Raw genomic sequence first — 14,639 nt, 5'->3', positions numbered from 1 at the left:
GATGCAACGCGGTTCGGATGATCCGCGCGCGAAGGGTAAGATCATGGTCAAACAGGTGGACGTTGGCGGCCAGCGCCCTTAGGCTGTGCACGATAGAATCCACTCGTCAAAGGCCGCCATGACCGACACCCCAGCCTACCAAGTGCTCGCGCGCAAATACCGGCCCGAAACCTTTGTTGATCTGGTCGGCCAAGATGCAATGGTCCGCACCCTGAAAAACGCGTTCGAGGCTGACCGGATCGCCCAGGCGTTTATTATGACGGGTATTCGTGGCACCGGGAAAACGACGACCGCGCGGATCATCGCCAAGGGCATGAACTGCATCGGGCCTGATGGAAACGGCGGGCCAACAACGGAACCTTGCGGCGAATGCGAACACTGCACCGCCATCATGGAAGGTCGCCATGTTGATGTGATGGAAATGGATGCTGCTTCCCGTACAGGTGTGGGCGATATCCGCGAAATCATCGACAGCGTTCACTATCGCGCGGCCTCTGCCCGCTATAAGATTTACATCATCGACGAAGTGCACATGCTATCCAAGAACGCGTTTAACGCGCTTTTGAAGACGCTTGAAGAACCGCCCGCACACGTCAAATTTATCTTTGCGACGACAGAAATTAGGCAGGTTCCCGTGACCGTCCTGTCACGTTGTCAGCGATTTGATCTGCGGCGGATCGAGCCCGAGATCATGATTGCGCTCCTGCGCAAAATCGCCACTGGCGAAAACGCCGAGATCAGCGATGACGCGCTCGCATTGATTACCCGCGCCGCCGAAGGGTCTGCCCGCGATGCAACGTCCCTGTTGGATCAGGCCATTTCTCACGGCGCTGGTGAAACTACTGCCGATCAAGTCCGTGCAATGCTTGGCCTTGCTGATCGGGGTCGTGTCCTTGATCTGTTTGATATGATCCTACGTGGTCAGGCCGCCGAAGCCCTGACTGAACTTTCCGGGCAGTACGCCAATGGGGCTGACCCGATGGCAGTTCTGCGTGATTTGGCCGAAGTCTGTCACTGGGTCAGCGTGATTAAGATCACCCCCGAAGCTGCCGAAGACCCCACAATCAGCCCAGATGAACGTACGCGCGGTCAGGCGATGGCTGCCGATTTGCCCATGCGGGTAATGTCACGGATGTGGCAAATGCTTTTGAAAGCATTGGAAGAGGTCGCAATGGCACCCAATGCCATGATGGCCGCCGAAATGGCCGTGATCCGACTGACCCATGTCGCTGACTTACCGACGCCAGATGAATTGGTTCGCAAGCTACAAAACGCAACGCCGCCACCAAACGGTGGCCCATCGGGCGGCCGCCCTGCCCCGGCAGCAGGTAGCGCAACAAACGCAATGTCGAGCACGCCAGCCCCGACGCACAGCGGTCCCAGCGGGCCTTCTGCATCTGGCGCACAAACTGCGGTCGCATTGTCGACCGACGCCTTACAACACTACGCGCGGTTCGAAGATGTCGTCGAATTGATCCGCGCGCACCGCGATGTGAAGTTGCTGGTCGAAGTTGAAACCGGTCTACGGCTCGTCAATTACCAACCCGGTCGGATTGAGGTGAACCCAACGGCTGATGCAGCCTCTGACCTTGTCGGGCGGCTTGGGTCGCGACTGCAAGCATGGACGGGCAATCGCTGGGTCATCACCGTGATGAACGAAGGTGGCGCGCCCACAATCGCTGAGGTGCGCGATGCGGCCGAAAACGCGATCAGGCAAGAAGCCCAAGAACACCCGCTTGTGCAAGCCGTGATCGCTGCGTTTCCCAAGGCAAGGATTACCGAAATCCGCACAGAAGCCGACAAAGCACAAGACGCGCTCGAAGATGCGCTGCCCGAAGTCGATGACGAATGGGATCCTTTCGACGAAGACTAAGCCTCCGTTGCCAATTCCGCGCGCAGACCCTATCTGAAGGCCAACAAGACAGGAGATACAGACATGCTTAAAGGACTAGGTGGTCTTGGCGACATGGCCAAGATGATGAAACAAGCCCAAGAAATGCAGGGCAAAGTTGCCCAGATGCAAGCCGACCTCGAAAACGTCATGGTCGAAGGCGTCAGCGGTGCAGGCTTGGTAAAAGCTACTGCAACAGCCAAAGGTGAATTGAAGGGGCTGGATATCGATCCATCCATCTTTAACGGTGACGAAAAAGAAGTGGTCGAAGACCTGATTTTGGCCGCCATCAAAGACGCGCAAGGCAAAGCAGCAGAGCGCAGCCAGCAAGAAATGGCAAAAATGGCCGAAGACATGGGTCTACCTGCGGGAATGAACCTACCTTTCTAAGGCGAATGAATTTTCTAGAAAATTCATGACACAGAACAAATTTAACTAAATTTGTTCGCGGCACCGGGAACCGTATGACTAACGGCACAGAAGACCTTAATAATTTGATCGCGCTGATGGCCAAGCTTCCCGGTCTTGGCCCGCGCTCAGCGCGTCGCGCCGTGCTGCATTTGATCAAAAAACGTAGCCTTGTGCTGATCCCATTGGCCGAGGCGATGCACCGCGTCGGATCGACTGTGCGCGAATGCCTGAATTGCGGAAATGTTTGCACGGCCGACATCTGCGACATTTGCCAATCCGAAAAACGCGCCATCGGGCAAATTGCCGTTGTCGAAGACGTGGCCGATCTTTGGGCGATGGAACGGGCAAATGTGTTCAAAGGACGATATCACGTGCTCGGCGGTACTTTATCGGCTCTGGATGCCGTCGGTCCAGATGAACTACGTATCCCGCAGCTATTGGACCGGGTAAAAGCCGAAAACGTGACCGAGGTCATCCTTGCACTTGGTGCAACGATCGACGGACAGACAACCGCACACTATATTGCAGACCAACTCCCCGATGTTAGCGTCACGTCCTTAGCGCAGGGCGTCCCGGTCGGAGGCGAACTGGATTACCTAGATGACGGAACGATCACAGCGGCACTGAACGCACGGAAAGCGCTTTAAAAACTTCTTTGTTGCGTTCACTTCATGCGCCTTCGGACACAGAATATAATCCGCATGACGATCAGCAATAACACGTCAATCATGACAATAAAAAAGCACGCTACCAATTAAGGTAGCGCGCTTTCCATTCATCAGTTTTCGAATAGATCAGTCTTCTTTTTCGTCGGTGTCCGGCAGGTTAAAGAAGCTATCCGCATCCGTGATATCACGATTATCTTCATCTTCGGCATCGTCGTCACCACGTGGATCGGAAAGGCTGAACGCCTCTAGCCCAGACATCGCCGCAGGCATTTTTGGCTCAGGCTCCATTCCCAGCGACTGCTCGGTGCTCACCAACTTACGACGTTCATCGTCGGTCATCGCGCCGCCTTCTGCAGCTTTCTTTGCATTCGCTTTTTGAACGGCGGCGTCCAACTCTGATTGCTTACAAAGGCCCAGCGCAACAGGGTCGATCGGATCAATATTGTTAATATTCCAGTGGGTCCGCTCGCGGATCGCTTGGATCGTTGGCTTGGTCGTGCCAACCAGTTTGCTGACTTGTGCGTCAGACAGCTCGGGGTGGAACTTAACCAACCAATAGATCGACGCAGGGCGATCTTGGCGTTTGGACAGCGGCGTATACCGTGGGCCGCGACGTTTTTCTTCGCCTGCAGAGGCCGGGTTAAACAGCAGCTTTAGCTTGTGAAGAGGGTTTGCTTCGGCTTTATCGATTTCTTCTTGGGTCAACTGTTTGTTTGCGATTGGGTCGAAACCTTTGACACCAACAGCAACGTCACCATCCGCGATACCTTGCACTTCAAGCTCATGTAGATCGCAAAAATCCGCGATCTGCTTAAAGGTCATTGTCGTATTATCGCACAACCAAACAGCGGTCGCTTTGGCCATAATCGGTGTATCGGACATCTTTTCATCTCCATCGTAATTTCAGACAAGCCTTTCCCGCGCCCTTAAACTGGGCAGACTGTGATAACAGCCGGGTTCGCATTGTCGGGGAACTTGAACCCTATATAGTAGGCTAAACCATTTTAGGAAAGATCAAAATGCGCAGGCTTATTGCCCTACTATTGCTTATCACGTCTCCGGTCCATGCACAGGATATGGCAGGTGACTTTGACTACTACGTACTGTCTCTATCGTGGTCGGCGAACTGGTGTGAACTGGAAGGCGATGCACGCAATTCACCGCAATGCGATGAAAGCGAAGATTTTGACTGGGTTCTTCACGGCCTTTGGCCCCAATACGACCGAGGGTATCCGTCGTTTTGCCACACACCCTACCGCGCACCCAGCCGCAGCCAAACAGGTGATATGGCCGATATCATGGGGACGTCAGGCCTTGCTTGGCATCAATGGCGCAAGCATGGGGTTTGCACAGGACTGTCGGCCCAAGACTACTATGCATTATCACGCGATGCTTACGCGCACGTCGTCAGGCCACCAGTATTTCGTACAATAGACCGTGACATCACGGTGCCTGCACGCGTGATCGAAGAAGCATTTCTGAAGGATAACCCAACCCTAGAGGCTGATCAGATCACCATCACCTGCAAATCCAACTACATTCAAGAAGCCCGCATCTGCATGACACGCGATTTAGAGTTTCGCTCCTGCGGACCTGATGTAATCCGCGACTGTAATATGACAGATGCGCAATTCAGCCCAATGCGCTGATCTAACCGCAAAAAAGGCGCCGAAATTGCGGCGCCTTTTTGAAATATGGTATCCAAAACATTTAGGTGTCTGATGGTACCGGCTCTTGCTCTACCATCATAACGCTACCGTCTTTCAGAACGATTTCGCCGCGTTCTTCTTGGCAATAGGGTCGTCCATCTCGACGCAAGCGCGGTGACATATACCCTTCGATGCCATCGTCGATATACCAGTGCTGACACCCATCGGGGTCAATCCAGATATTCGCAAGACCATCCCGTAGCGTTCCACCGTCAAGACCACCGTCGGTGATGCCCCCTTTGGAGCTCGTCTCACAGCCTGAAAGTGATACTGATGCGGCAGCTAGCAACACAACTTTCGCAAAGTTTGCTGTATTCATATTTGTCCTCAAACCAGATTAGTTCAGCAGCAGATTGAACTTGTTCAACATATACTCGAGGATTTTGTATCACTATAGCAGTCCGTTGACTACTCTACTCTATTTAGTAGCTAAATACGGAGTTAACCCGCCTATTTAGTGGCTACATAGCACATTAGTTAATCTACTATCAGGATTGGAAAGGTCCTCGATAACGTCGAAATGGTTTTTACCCTCCTCAACCCCAAGGCCACACGCCCATACTGCCGCCAAATCATGTGATTGCTCAATAAAAACAGGACGTTCGTTTGAACCAACATGAATTGACACACGCGTTTGGGGCGCCGCCATCAAAACAGGGCTTTCAACCTTGGCAGTATCAATATCGAGCCTAAGATCGGCATTCATCGACGTCTGGATCAAAGGCGCCAGATCGGTCACAGGCGATACAGGCATCACGAGGTCAAGCTGATCCAACCAAGTGACCGAATGTCGCGGTGCGGTCATGCGCGCAACCAGTTGGCCCCCGGCTGAATGTCCAACCAAGCGAATCGGCCCCAACACACGTTGGGAAATCACGCCAATTGCAGTCGCAATTTGATCACCGATTTCTGGGATCGTCGCCTGCGGGCATAAATCATAGGAAGGCATCGCAACAGCCCATCCATGCGCAAGCGGACCCGCCGCCAGATGTGACCAATATGATTTATCGAACTGGAGCCAATATCCCCCGTGCACAAATATGACTACACCGCGCGCCATACGGGCAGGATGAAATAAATCGAACCGGTGACGACGGCCTTCTCCATAGGGCAAATCCAATTCACATAGCGTCACATCACGAAACGCGCCCGCAAGAGCCGCCCACTTATCAGGATAGGTTTCACCGTTCGGGATATAGGCCGCATTTGCAAAAGCATCATCTAATTCCATGGTCCCCCCTTTACGCCGCCCTAAGTGCAGGGTCAGATAGCGCCAAACATAGGGAGCCTAACATGCTTGATGAAACGACCAACCTCAAATCCATGCTCAAGCGGCCGGATCTGGTCTGTGAAGCCGCATTTGTTTCCGGCGAATGGGTGTCTGCTGAAAATCGGGCGAACTTCGAAGTAACAAACCCAGCGCGAGGCGATGTTATCGCCGTGGTTCCAGATTTATCTCGCGCCGAAGTCGGCAAAGCGATCTCTGCGGCTGAAAAAACTCAAAAACCGTGGGCTGCGCTGGCCGCCAAAAAACGTTCAAAAGTTATGCGCAAATGGTTCGACCTGTTGATGGAGAACCAAGAAGACCTTGCCATCATCATGACAGCAGAACAGGGTAAGCCATTGGCAGAGGCCCGCGGCGAAGTCGCCTATGGTGCGTCATTCATCGAATGGTTCGGCGAAGAAGCAAAGCGCGTCTATGGCGAAACTATTCCGGGGCACATGGCCGACAAGCGCATCACTGTCATCAAACAGCCAATTGGTGTCGCTGCGGGCATCACGCCTTGGAACTTCCCGAATGCGATGATCGCACGCAAAGTGGCCCCTGCCCTTGCCGCTGGCTGTGCGTTCGTCGTCCGCCCCGCATCACAAACGCCGCTGTCTGCGCTTGCGATGGCAAAGCTGGCAGAAGAGGCAGGCGTTCCCAAGGGGCTGTTTTCCGTTGTGACATCGAACGCCGCCGAGGAAATCGGCAAGGAATTCTGTGAAAATCACATCGTACGCAAACTGACTTTTACCGGGTCGACCCAAGTCGGCCGCATCCTGCTGCGTCAGGCGGCTGACCAAGTCATGAAATGCAGCATGGAACTGGGCGGCAATGCACCGTTCATCGTGTTTGACGATGCTGATCTTGATGCCGCCGTTGAAGGCGCAATCGCCTGCAAATTCCGCAACAACGGTCAAACCTGCGTTTGCGCCAACCGTATCTACGTACAAAAAGGCGTCTATGATGCGTTTGCGGCCAAATTCACAGCGGCGGTCGAAGCCCTACGCGTCGGTGACGGCCTGACAGATGGCACAACGCTTGGCCCACTGATCGAAGCGAAGGCGATTGATAAAGTACAAACTCACCTTGATGACGCACTTGCCAAGGGCGCAACTGTACTGACTGGCGGCAAACCCCACGATCTGGGTGGATTGTTCTTTGAGCCAACAATCATCAGCAACGCGACCAAAGACATGGCTGTCAGCACAGATGAAACCTTTGGCCCATTCGCGCCCCTGTTTATGTTCGAAGACGAAGACGACGTGATCTTTCAAGCAAATGACACGATCTTTGGACTGGCCTCTTATTTCTATGCTAAAGACCTGTCACGCGTGACCAAGGTCGCCGAAGCCTTGGAATATGGGATCGTGGGCGTGAACACTGGGATCATATCGACCGAGGTCGCCCCCTTTGGTGGGGTTAAGCAGTCTGGCCTTGGCCGCGAAGGGTCATCCCACGGCATCGAAGATTACCTTGAGATGAAGTATATTTGCGTCGGCGTCTAAGCGCGGACGTTTTCTTATTGCGATAGGGCGGCACATAAACACGACATTCTGTCTGTATTAGTGGTATGTGCTGCCTTCACTTTATCTGAAAAGTACAACCTTAAGGTTCGTTCGTAAAATATGCACACCCCCCAATAGCCCATACCGCAAACGCCATTGTCGCCATTAGGACGACAAAAATTCTAAAAATCTCACATATGGCAGGTATACCTATTTAGTATTTTATCAGATCCAATGCGGCTGTTAATTTTTAACCAATTGGAATAATTTGATTTTTAAGTAATTCGTTACAAAACCGTCACCAATCTGTAACAAATTTGATGCGTTGAAAGAGCATCTGTGCTGCCGCCAACAGGACTGGCTAGCACCGCCTCTTATAACGAAAGACCACTCACATGTCTCCCACAAACACACTCCTAGCGCGACTTGCAGCGGTTTCATGCTTATGCATGGCCTCACCCGCACTCGCAGACGACGTTTCGCTCACGACCAGTGATGGTGAAATGGCGCTATCGGGAGAATTGATCGATTTTACCGATGGTTTCTACGTCATGCGTACAGAAATTGGGGAAGTTCAGGTGCCTGCGTCGCTCGTGAGCTGCGCAGGGGCGGCATGCCCAGCCGGTGGACAGGCAAATATCGATTTCACGATCAAGGGGTCAGACACTATCGGCGCGGAACTTATGCCGCTGCTCGTACGCGGCTATGCCGAAAGCCAACGCGCCGTCGTCGACAGCCGCACCACCGGAGAACGGCAGGTTTTGCTCACAGTAATAGCCGATGAAGGACTGGGCGAACCTATTTTCACCACCATGATCGAAGATCGCGGATCCAGCACGGGTTTTCGCGGTATGCTTGATCTATCAACGCAAATCGGAATGTCGTCTCGCCGCATCAAAGGCACCGAAGTTCAGGCGCTTTCTGACGCAGGCTTAGGCGACGCGCTTAGCTTTGAACAAGAACACGGGATCGCAGTTGATGGGCTTTTGATCGTTGTACACCCAGACAATCCTGTAGATGCATTAACAGAAAGCCAGATTTCAGAATTACTTTCGGGCAAAATCAGCAATTGGTCCGAATTGGGCGGCGCCGATCTGCCCGTGACTGTATATTCGCGCGATGGCAACTCCGGCACCTTCGCCACTGTTTCTGGTAAATTTCTGGAACCATATGACGTGTCGCTCAGCGCCCACGCGCGTATTGTTTCAGGCAATTCAGCAATGTCCGAATCCGTGTTCGGCGATGCAGGCGGCATCGGCTACGTCGGCTTTGCATTTCGTGGCGACAACAAACCTTTGGGTTTGATTTCCAGCTGCGGCATCGCCGCAGAGGCATCAACCTTTGCCGCAAAAACCGGGGAATACCCGTTGCAACGCACATTGTATCTTTACACAACAAATGCGGAACTACCTTCACGCGCCCAAGGTCTGCTTGCATACGCGAAATCACCAGCCGCCGACGGAATCATCGAAAAGTCGGGGTTCATTGGTTTCAACATCGACAGCCGAAACCTATCGCGTTCGGCCCAAACAATCCGCGCCGAGATTGATCGAAACGAAAGCCGTCAAGAACTCGCGGCACTACGCGAACTCTACATCGATATGCTTGAATGGCACCGCCTGTCGCCAACGTTCCGCTTTCAAACGGGGTCATCCAATCTAGACAACGCATCACGTCGGGATTTGCTACGATTGACCAGCTACCTGTCCAACACATCAAACATCAACGAGATTGCACTGGTTGGCTTCACCGACGCCGATGGTGCATTTGACGCGAACCGCACACTTGGCTTCGCCCGTGCAGAGACAGTTCTTGATAGCATCGCTTCGCAAGTCGCAGGAACTGGGTTCGACCCTTCGATTGTGCAGATTAAAAGCTACGGAGAGCTAAACCCTGTCGCCTGCAACTCTGACTTTGCAGGGCAGCGCCTGAACCGCCGCGTCGAAGTCTGGGTGCGTTAAGTTTCGTCACCGGGCGGTGCGATCCCTGTCGCCCGGTGACGTCTCAGCCATATCTCGGCGACCAATAAATTTGGCACCCAGCAACCCCATGCAATAGCCGCATAGTATTCATCGAACGGCAAACCTGCGATGAAAACAATAGGCAGATAAATGCGCAACGTAACACCAGCTAACGTCAGCGCAGCCGACCGGATCATCCAACGACGGTGATCATCAATCTGCCCTTTCATCGCAAGCAGTACAGAGCGCACTGTTACGACGACCCAGACCACAGCAAGCGTTCCAAAACCCCACGCAGCGATATTTCCCGCCTCGGTCGAAATGGCCAAGACCAACCCACCGACGCCTGAAAGAACCACAGAAATCACATATCCGCGCCCCATCCATCGGTGCATTGCAGGACGGCGCATGCGCAAGCCGCGCCAAAACTGAAACGGTGTCAGCCCAAGAGCAACCGACGCCAACCCAACATGGGTATAAAACGCAATTGGGCGCGCCAGCGCATGGTAAGCGAGTGCTTCGTTAGCCACCTCAGGTGGCAATACAAAAAACCGCACCGACGCCATGGCGATGAGCAAACTAAACACCCAAAATAGGGTGCGCGGGATAATTGTCAGGGACATTTTCACCTCGAATCCGCCTCAAACTTTACAGTGTAAAGATAGAAGCAAACTTGACACTGTCAAGCCGGGGGAGCAAAAAGCAATATGGCAGAGAAAAACCAACACCATCACGGCAACTTACGCCCTGCTCTCATTGATGCCGGGATCGAAGTGTTAAAAGCCGAAGGGCTTAGTGCATTGTCACTGCGCAAAGTCGCAGCAATCGCAGGCGTCTCACATGCTGCCCCAGCACATCATTTTGACGGCAAAAACGGGCTACTTCTGGCCATAGCAGCAGAAGGCTTTCGTACATTTATTCGATACATGGAAGAAAGCCGCGCTGTTGCGGGCCCTGCGCCGCAAGCTAAACTATTGGGTATTTGCCACGGGTATTTGTCATTCGCCAAAGATCATGACGCGCTGTTTCAGCTAATCTTTTCACCTGATATAAAAAACAACACAGACACCGAATTAACGGACGCTGCACAGCGGGCGTTTGGTGTGCTTGCCGATACTTGCGCGTTGTTTGAGCCGTCGCCATCGCACCCTCAGGGAAACGAAATGATGGTTTGGTCGCTGGTCCACGGGTTTGCCACCCTACGCCGATTTCATCAAACGGTCCCGCCCACGTCAAATCAACCAATCCAGTTCAGCGACATCTTGCCAAGGCTTACACCAAGAAAATAAATTGAAATGTCGCCAAGGATTGACCATTCTGCCGCGTCCAACCACCGTGATGCGTATGAACACCAGTGACGAAGACCTCGCGGCAGCAGCCGCAAATGGCGACGGGGCGGCTTTTGCCAACCTGCTTGATCGCCATTACGATAGGCTATTCGCGTTTTGTTTTCGACTAACTGGGGTACGCACCGAAGCGGAAGACCTGACACAAGATATTTGCGCCGCCCTGCCCGCCAAATTGGGCAGCTACCAACGCCGCGCCAAAGTGACCACTTGGTTATACCGCGTCGCGGTAAACGCTGCACACGACCGCCGGCGCAAGCGTGCAACATATACCAAAGCCACGACAGGCTGGGGCGATTGGGAAATCGCGCGCAAGGCCGAACAATCGGAATCCACCGAAGCACTGGATTGGCTAACCGCCGCGATGAACCAACTCAGCGATGATTTACGCGATACGCTCGCGCTTGTTCTTGATGATATGACACATTCCCAAGCCGCTGAGATCCTTGGGGTATCCGAAGGCACAATTAGCTGGCGCATATCCGAAGCGAAAAAAGCCCTACGCGCGATCAAAGAAAAGGAGGCCGCAGAATGACCGACGATCTCGACGACCTCAAATCCATGATGAACATGGCCACGCCGCGCGCAGATGAAACACGCCGCGCCGAAAACCTCGCGCTGGCCCGCAAAAACTTTGACGACCTCCAAGGATCACGCGAACAGCCTCGTCCTACTCCTGTAACCGGGCGCAACGCCCTTTGGACAGGAGTAACAACCATGCTGAACGCACTAACATCCAAGGCCGCGCTTGGAACAACCACCGCGCTTGTCGCTTGCGGTTTTTTGTTCCTAACGCCCCAAGGGCAAAGCTTGCTAACGCCGCCAACTGCGACGGACCCCGTGCTAACGAAATTGACTGGGGCGTCGGAAGCGAACGATACGCGTGCATCTGAGAACGCAGAACTGCAGATCGCCGAAGATGTCGCTATTCTCGACGCTATTAGCCCTCCTGTACCAACCGTCGAAAGCGATCATTCACCGGCGCCCGAGGCATTTGCTGTCGAGGGAACCGCCGCAGAAGAACCTGCGGCGATGGCGGCAGAACCTGCACTGCCAATGCCCGCTGCGCCGGTAACAGCGCTACGTTCAGTAAATCGTTCAGAAGCATCTCAAACGGCCCCTAGCCCGGCTGATACTAGCCGTGAAAATGCTAACCTATACGCGACGGCACCAATAGAAACCGTCGAGGAGGCCGAGATCGCACAGCCGCAAGCCCAAGCGCTGTCAACGCTCTCAGTCGGCGACCGGATTGCCCCAGACCAAAGCCCCGCCGCAACCCAGCCGAACACAGAGACATATGCCAACGCGACTCTAAACCCGCTGAAAATCACGTCCGAAGAACCCGTTTCAACGTTTTCGATCGACGTCGACACTGCGGCATATTCATTGCTGCGGTCGTCCTTGTCACGGGGTCAGTTGCCGCCTGCAAACGCCGTGCGTATTGAGGAATTGATTAACTACTTCCCATACGACTACCCTACCCCCGACGCGGGCGATGCACCTTTCCGCACCACCGTGTCCAGCTTTGAAACACCGTGGAATGCCAACACCCAATTGGTACACATCGCCTTGCAAGGTCAGATGCCTGCTATCGAAGACCGGCCACCGCTGAACCTCGTGTTTTTGATCGACACGTCGGGATCCATGGGCAGCCCTGACAAGCTACCGCTGCTAAAACAATCGTTCCGGTTAATGCTGGATCAACTGCGCCCCGAAGACGAGGTCGCGATTGTCGAATACGCGGGCAGCGCGGGTCAGGTGCTAGCCCCGACTGCGGCCTCTGATCGCACAACGATCCTGCAAGCGATCCAATCGCTGGGCGCGGGTGGATCAACCAACGGACAAGGTGGCCTGGAACAGGCATATACCGTTGCCGACGCGATGGCTGCTGATGATGAGGTCAGCCGCGTGATCCTTGCCACCGATGGGGATTTCAACGTCGGGATCAATAACCCTGATACGCTGAAAGACTTCATCGCCGACAAGCGTGATACTGGCACCTACCTATCCGTTTTGGGCTTTGGACGCGGTAACCTAGACGATGCCACGATGCAGGCGCTTGCGCAGAACGGCAACGGGACCGCCGCGTATATCGACACCTTATCAGAGGCACAAAAGGTGCTCGTTGATCAACTCTCTGGCGCACTGTTCCCCATCGCGGGCGACGTGAAGGTTCAGGTCGAATTCAACCCAGCCCAAGTCGCCGAATACCGACTGATCGGCTATGAAACCCGCGCATTGAACCGCGAAGATTTCAACAACGACATAGTCGACGCAGGAGAGTTAGGCGCGGGGCATTCGGTGACGGCGATCTATGAAATCACCCCTGTCGGCAGCCTCGCCCAACTTAGCGATCCGCTCCGCTATGCGCCGAATACTGTGGCTGCCACATCAGACGAGATCGGCTTTGTCAAACTACGCTACAAGGCACCGGGCGAATATATCAGCCAGCTGATCGAAACGCCGATTATCGGGCAAAGCATTCCCGGTACCGAAGCCATTTTTGCAGCGGCAATCGCAGGGTTTGGTCAGCTTCTTCGTGATGACAGCCACCTAGGCGACTGGAGCTATGATGAGGCAATCGCGCTCGCCAATGCGAACCGTGGGGACGACAATTTCGGTTATCGGACCGAGGCGGTGCAATTGATGCGGCTGGTGCAAAGTCTTTCAAAGTAAGGATCAATATCCGGGCAAGCCCATTTTTGTCTTGTCACGCTTCCGTTTCGGGCTCTCAACTCATTTAGGCAGCCTTTCGTTCGAAGGCCAAAGGGCTTTGCCACCTAACGACGAATGCTGCCGTCGTGGATTATAGAACCCATTGATATACTAGAATATAGCCCCTTCGGCTTGACGTCTGGTTTCCCAGCGGTTCCGCCAGATTGGCTCATCCTTGATGGATTTGAAGAACGTTTCCACGATGGAATTGTCGTAACAATTACCCTTGGCGCGGCCAAATTATGGCTTATGCCCTCTGACCTATTGTCTACCCTTCAATGCCATATTATTGGATAAATACGCCATTAAAATAGATAATTTACCAAAATTTGCACTATTGACTCACATTTGTAGGACAATTAAGGTTTGCCGCAGACATTCCCAAAATGTCTAAATGTTTACTGGGGGGAGCCAATGAACACACTGGACATAGATGACACCGACTTGGAGCCACGGTCGGTCGTGGACGAAGTCGTGGAGCAAATGCGTATGCTCATCAGCGAGCGTGGTCTGACCATTGGGGACCAATTGCCCACCGAAAAAGAATTATGTGAGACATTTGGCGCCTCCCGTAATACCGTTCGCGAAGCGATGCGTATCCTCAAGGCGTATGGTATTGTCAAAGTACGTCAAAAGGTGGGGGCCACGATCGTCGACAACCGGATGTCTTCTGCTTTGGGGATGTTCTCGTTCAATGTGATGGAAATTTCGCGTGAGACGTTCTCGGATATTCAGGGGTTCCGGTGTTTGCTCGAAGTGTCATCCGTCGAAGAAATTTTTGATCGCATCACGGATGAGGATTTGGCCGACCTTCGCCTCATCAATGCGACGATGTTAGAAACCGAAGGGGTCGAGGCTGCAGCTGAGCAGGATTTCCTGTTCCACACCCGTTTGGTCCGCATTCTGCGCAACAAAGCAATTTTGGATGTCTATGGGTTGATGAAGCCCGTGATCCTCAGGATCATTCAGAACGGTAAAACACGTCATACATTTGAAAATGAAACCTACTATGAACACGAAGCGGTCATTGACGCCATCGTAGCGCGAGATCGCATTGCTTATCAGTACCGGATGAAGACCCACCTGGAAACGGGCTACGCTCATTTCCGCGAAACCGGTCCATTCGCAGACGATCCGACATAACAGAAGACGCCCTGATTTATTGA

General features: G+C 53.5%; 14 protein-coding genes and 1 pseudogene. 10 read left to right on the top strand and 5 right to left on the bottom strand.

Annotated features, from left to right (window positions below; translation table 11 throughout):
- Window positions 1–118 precede the first annotated feature (118 nt).
- The 3 genes from CLV80_RS06980 (at window position 119) to recR (ending at window position 2,949) form a co-directional block, all read left to right on the top strand.
- Window positions 119–1,873 (top strand): DNA polymerase III subunit gamma/tau, encoded by a 1,755-nt coding sequence (locus tag CLV80_RS06980; RefSeq protein WP_106356318.1) that lies wholly within the window; start codon window positions 119–121, stop codon window positions 1,871–1,873.
- A gap of 63 nt (window positions 1,874–1,936) precedes the next feature.
- A complete protein-coding gene (locus tag CLV80_RS06975) occupies window positions 1,937–2,281 on the top strand; it encodes a YbaB/EbfC family nucleoid-associated protein (protein ID WP_106356315.1) in 345 nt (114 codons plus the stop codon).
- A gap of 74 nt (window positions 2,282–2,355) precedes the next feature.
- On the top strand, window positions 2,356–2,949 hold the full coding sequence (gene recR / locus CLV80_RS06970; protein WP_106356313.1) for a recombination mediator RecR: 594 nt from the start codon (window positions 2,356–2,358) through the stop codon (window positions 2,947–2,949).
- A 147-nt stretch (window positions 2,950–3,096) separates the two neighbouring features.
- Here recR and CLV80_RS06965 read toward each other — a convergent pair whose 3' ends face one another.
- The gene (locus CLV80_RS06965) at window positions 3,097–3,852 is read right to left on the bottom strand and encodes a DUF1013 domain-containing protein (protein ID WP_106356311.1); all 756 of its coding nucleotides are present in this window, start codon (window positions 3,850–3,852) and stop codon (window positions 3,097–3,099) included.
- Between the two features lie 137 nt (window positions 3,853–3,989).
- On the opposite strand from CLV80_RS06965, the gene CLV80_RS06960 reads away from it, so the two are divergent.
- Window positions 3,990–4,619 (top strand): ribonuclease T2 family protein, encoded by a 630-nt coding sequence (locus CLV80_RS06960; RefSeq protein ID WP_106356308.1) that lies wholly within the window; start codon window positions 3,990–3,992, stop codon window positions 4,617–4,619.
- Between the two features lie 61 nt (window positions 4,620–4,680).
- Here the strand turns inward: CLV80_RS06960 and CLV80_RS06955 are convergent, their stop codons facing one another.
- Window positions 4,681–4,998 carry a hypothetical protein gene (locus tag CLV80_RS06955; RefSeq protein ID WP_106356305.1) on the bottom strand — a complete coding sequence of 106 codons (318 nt, stop codon included), beginning with the start codon at window positions 4,996–4,998 and terminating at the stop codon, window positions 4,681–4,683.
- Between the two features lie 135 nt (window positions 4,999–5,133).
- Complete coding sequence (locus CLV80_RS06950) at window positions 5,134–5,910, bottom strand: hormone-sensitive lipase (protein WP_106356302.1); 777 nt, start codon at window positions 5,908–5,910, stop codon at window positions 5,134–5,136.
- 62 nt (window positions 5,911–5,972) lie between these two features.
- Here CLV80_RS06950 and CLV80_RS06945 point away from each other — a divergent pair, with 62 nt between their 5' ends.
- On the top strand, window positions 5,973–7,451 hold the full coding sequence (locus tag CLV80_RS06945) for an NAD-dependent succinate-semialdehyde dehydrogenase (protein WP_106356300.1): 1,479 nt from the start codon (window positions 5,973–5,975) through the stop codon (window positions 7,449–7,451).
- A 449-nt stretch (window positions 7,452–7,900) separates the two neighbouring features.
- Window positions 7,901–9,412, top strand: a complete 1,512-nt coding sequence (locus CLV80_RS06940) for a phosphate ABC transporter substrate-binding/OmpA family protein (RefSeq protein ID WP_165793339.1) — start codon at window positions 7,901–7,903, stop codon at window positions 9,410–9,412.
- Here CLV80_RS06940 and CLV80_RS06935 read toward each other — a convergent pair.
- Window positions 9,409–10,035 (bottom strand): DUF2306 domain-containing protein, encoded by a 627-nt coding sequence (locus CLV80_RS06935; RefSeq protein WP_106356295.1) that lies wholly within the window; start codon window positions 10,033–10,035, stop codon window positions 9,409–9,411. The genes CLV80_RS06940 and CLV80_RS06935 overlap by 4 nt on opposite strands.
- 84 nt (window positions 10,036–10,119) lie before the next feature.
- On the opposite strand from CLV80_RS06935, the gene CLV80_RS06930 reads away from it, so the two are divergent.
- From CLV80_RS06930 to CLV80_RS06920, 3 genes are read left to right on the top strand one after another with little or no spacing between them, the layout of a single operon-like run.
- Window positions 10,120–10,701: a TetR/AcrR family transcriptional regulator gene (locus CLV80_RS06930; RefSeq protein WP_106356293.1), complete on the top strand. Its 582-nt coding sequence runs from the start codon at window positions 10,120–10,122 to the stop codon at window positions 10,699–10,701.
- 55 nt (window positions 10,702–10,756) lie between these two features.
- Window positions 10,757–11,293 carry an RNA polymerase sigma factor gene (locus CLV80_RS06925; RefSeq protein ID WP_106356927.1) on the top strand — a complete coding sequence of 179 codons (537 nt, stop codon included), beginning with the start codon at window positions 10,757–10,759 and terminating at the stop codon, window positions 11,291–11,293.
- Window positions 11,290–13,434, top strand: coding sequence for a vWA domain-containing protein (locus tag CLV80_RS06920; RefSeq protein WP_106356291.1), 2,145 nt, complete (start codon window positions 11,290–11,292; stop codon window positions 13,432–13,434). Before CLV80_RS06925 ends, CLV80_RS06920 begins: the two co-directional genes overlap by 4 nt.
- Window positions 13,435–13,498: 64 nt before the next feature.
- Here CLV80_RS06920 and CLV80_RS06915 read toward each other — a convergent pair.
- A pseudogene (locus CLV80_RS06915) lies at window positions 13,499–13,701 on the bottom strand (IS3 family transposase); the annotation flags it as partial.
- 186 nt (window positions 13,702–13,887) lie between these two features.
- Between CLV80_RS06915 and CLV80_RS06910 the strand changes: the two are divergent.
- On the top strand, window positions 13,888–14,616 hold the full coding sequence (locus CLV80_RS06910) for a FadR/GntR family transcriptional regulator (protein WP_106356288.1): 729 nt from the start codon (window positions 13,888–13,890) through the stop codon (window positions 14,614–14,616).
- Window positions 14,617–14,639 lie beyond the last annotated feature (23 nt).

This window comes from Yoonia maritima, from assembly GCF_003003285.1.
Taxonomy (GTDB): Bacteria; Pseudomonadota; Alphaproteobacteria; order Rhodobacterales; family Rhodobacteraceae; genus Yoonia; species Yoonia maritima.
The sequence above is the reverse complement of the archived record's forward strand: the minus strand, read 5'-3'. Positions and strand labels throughout refer to the sequence as shown.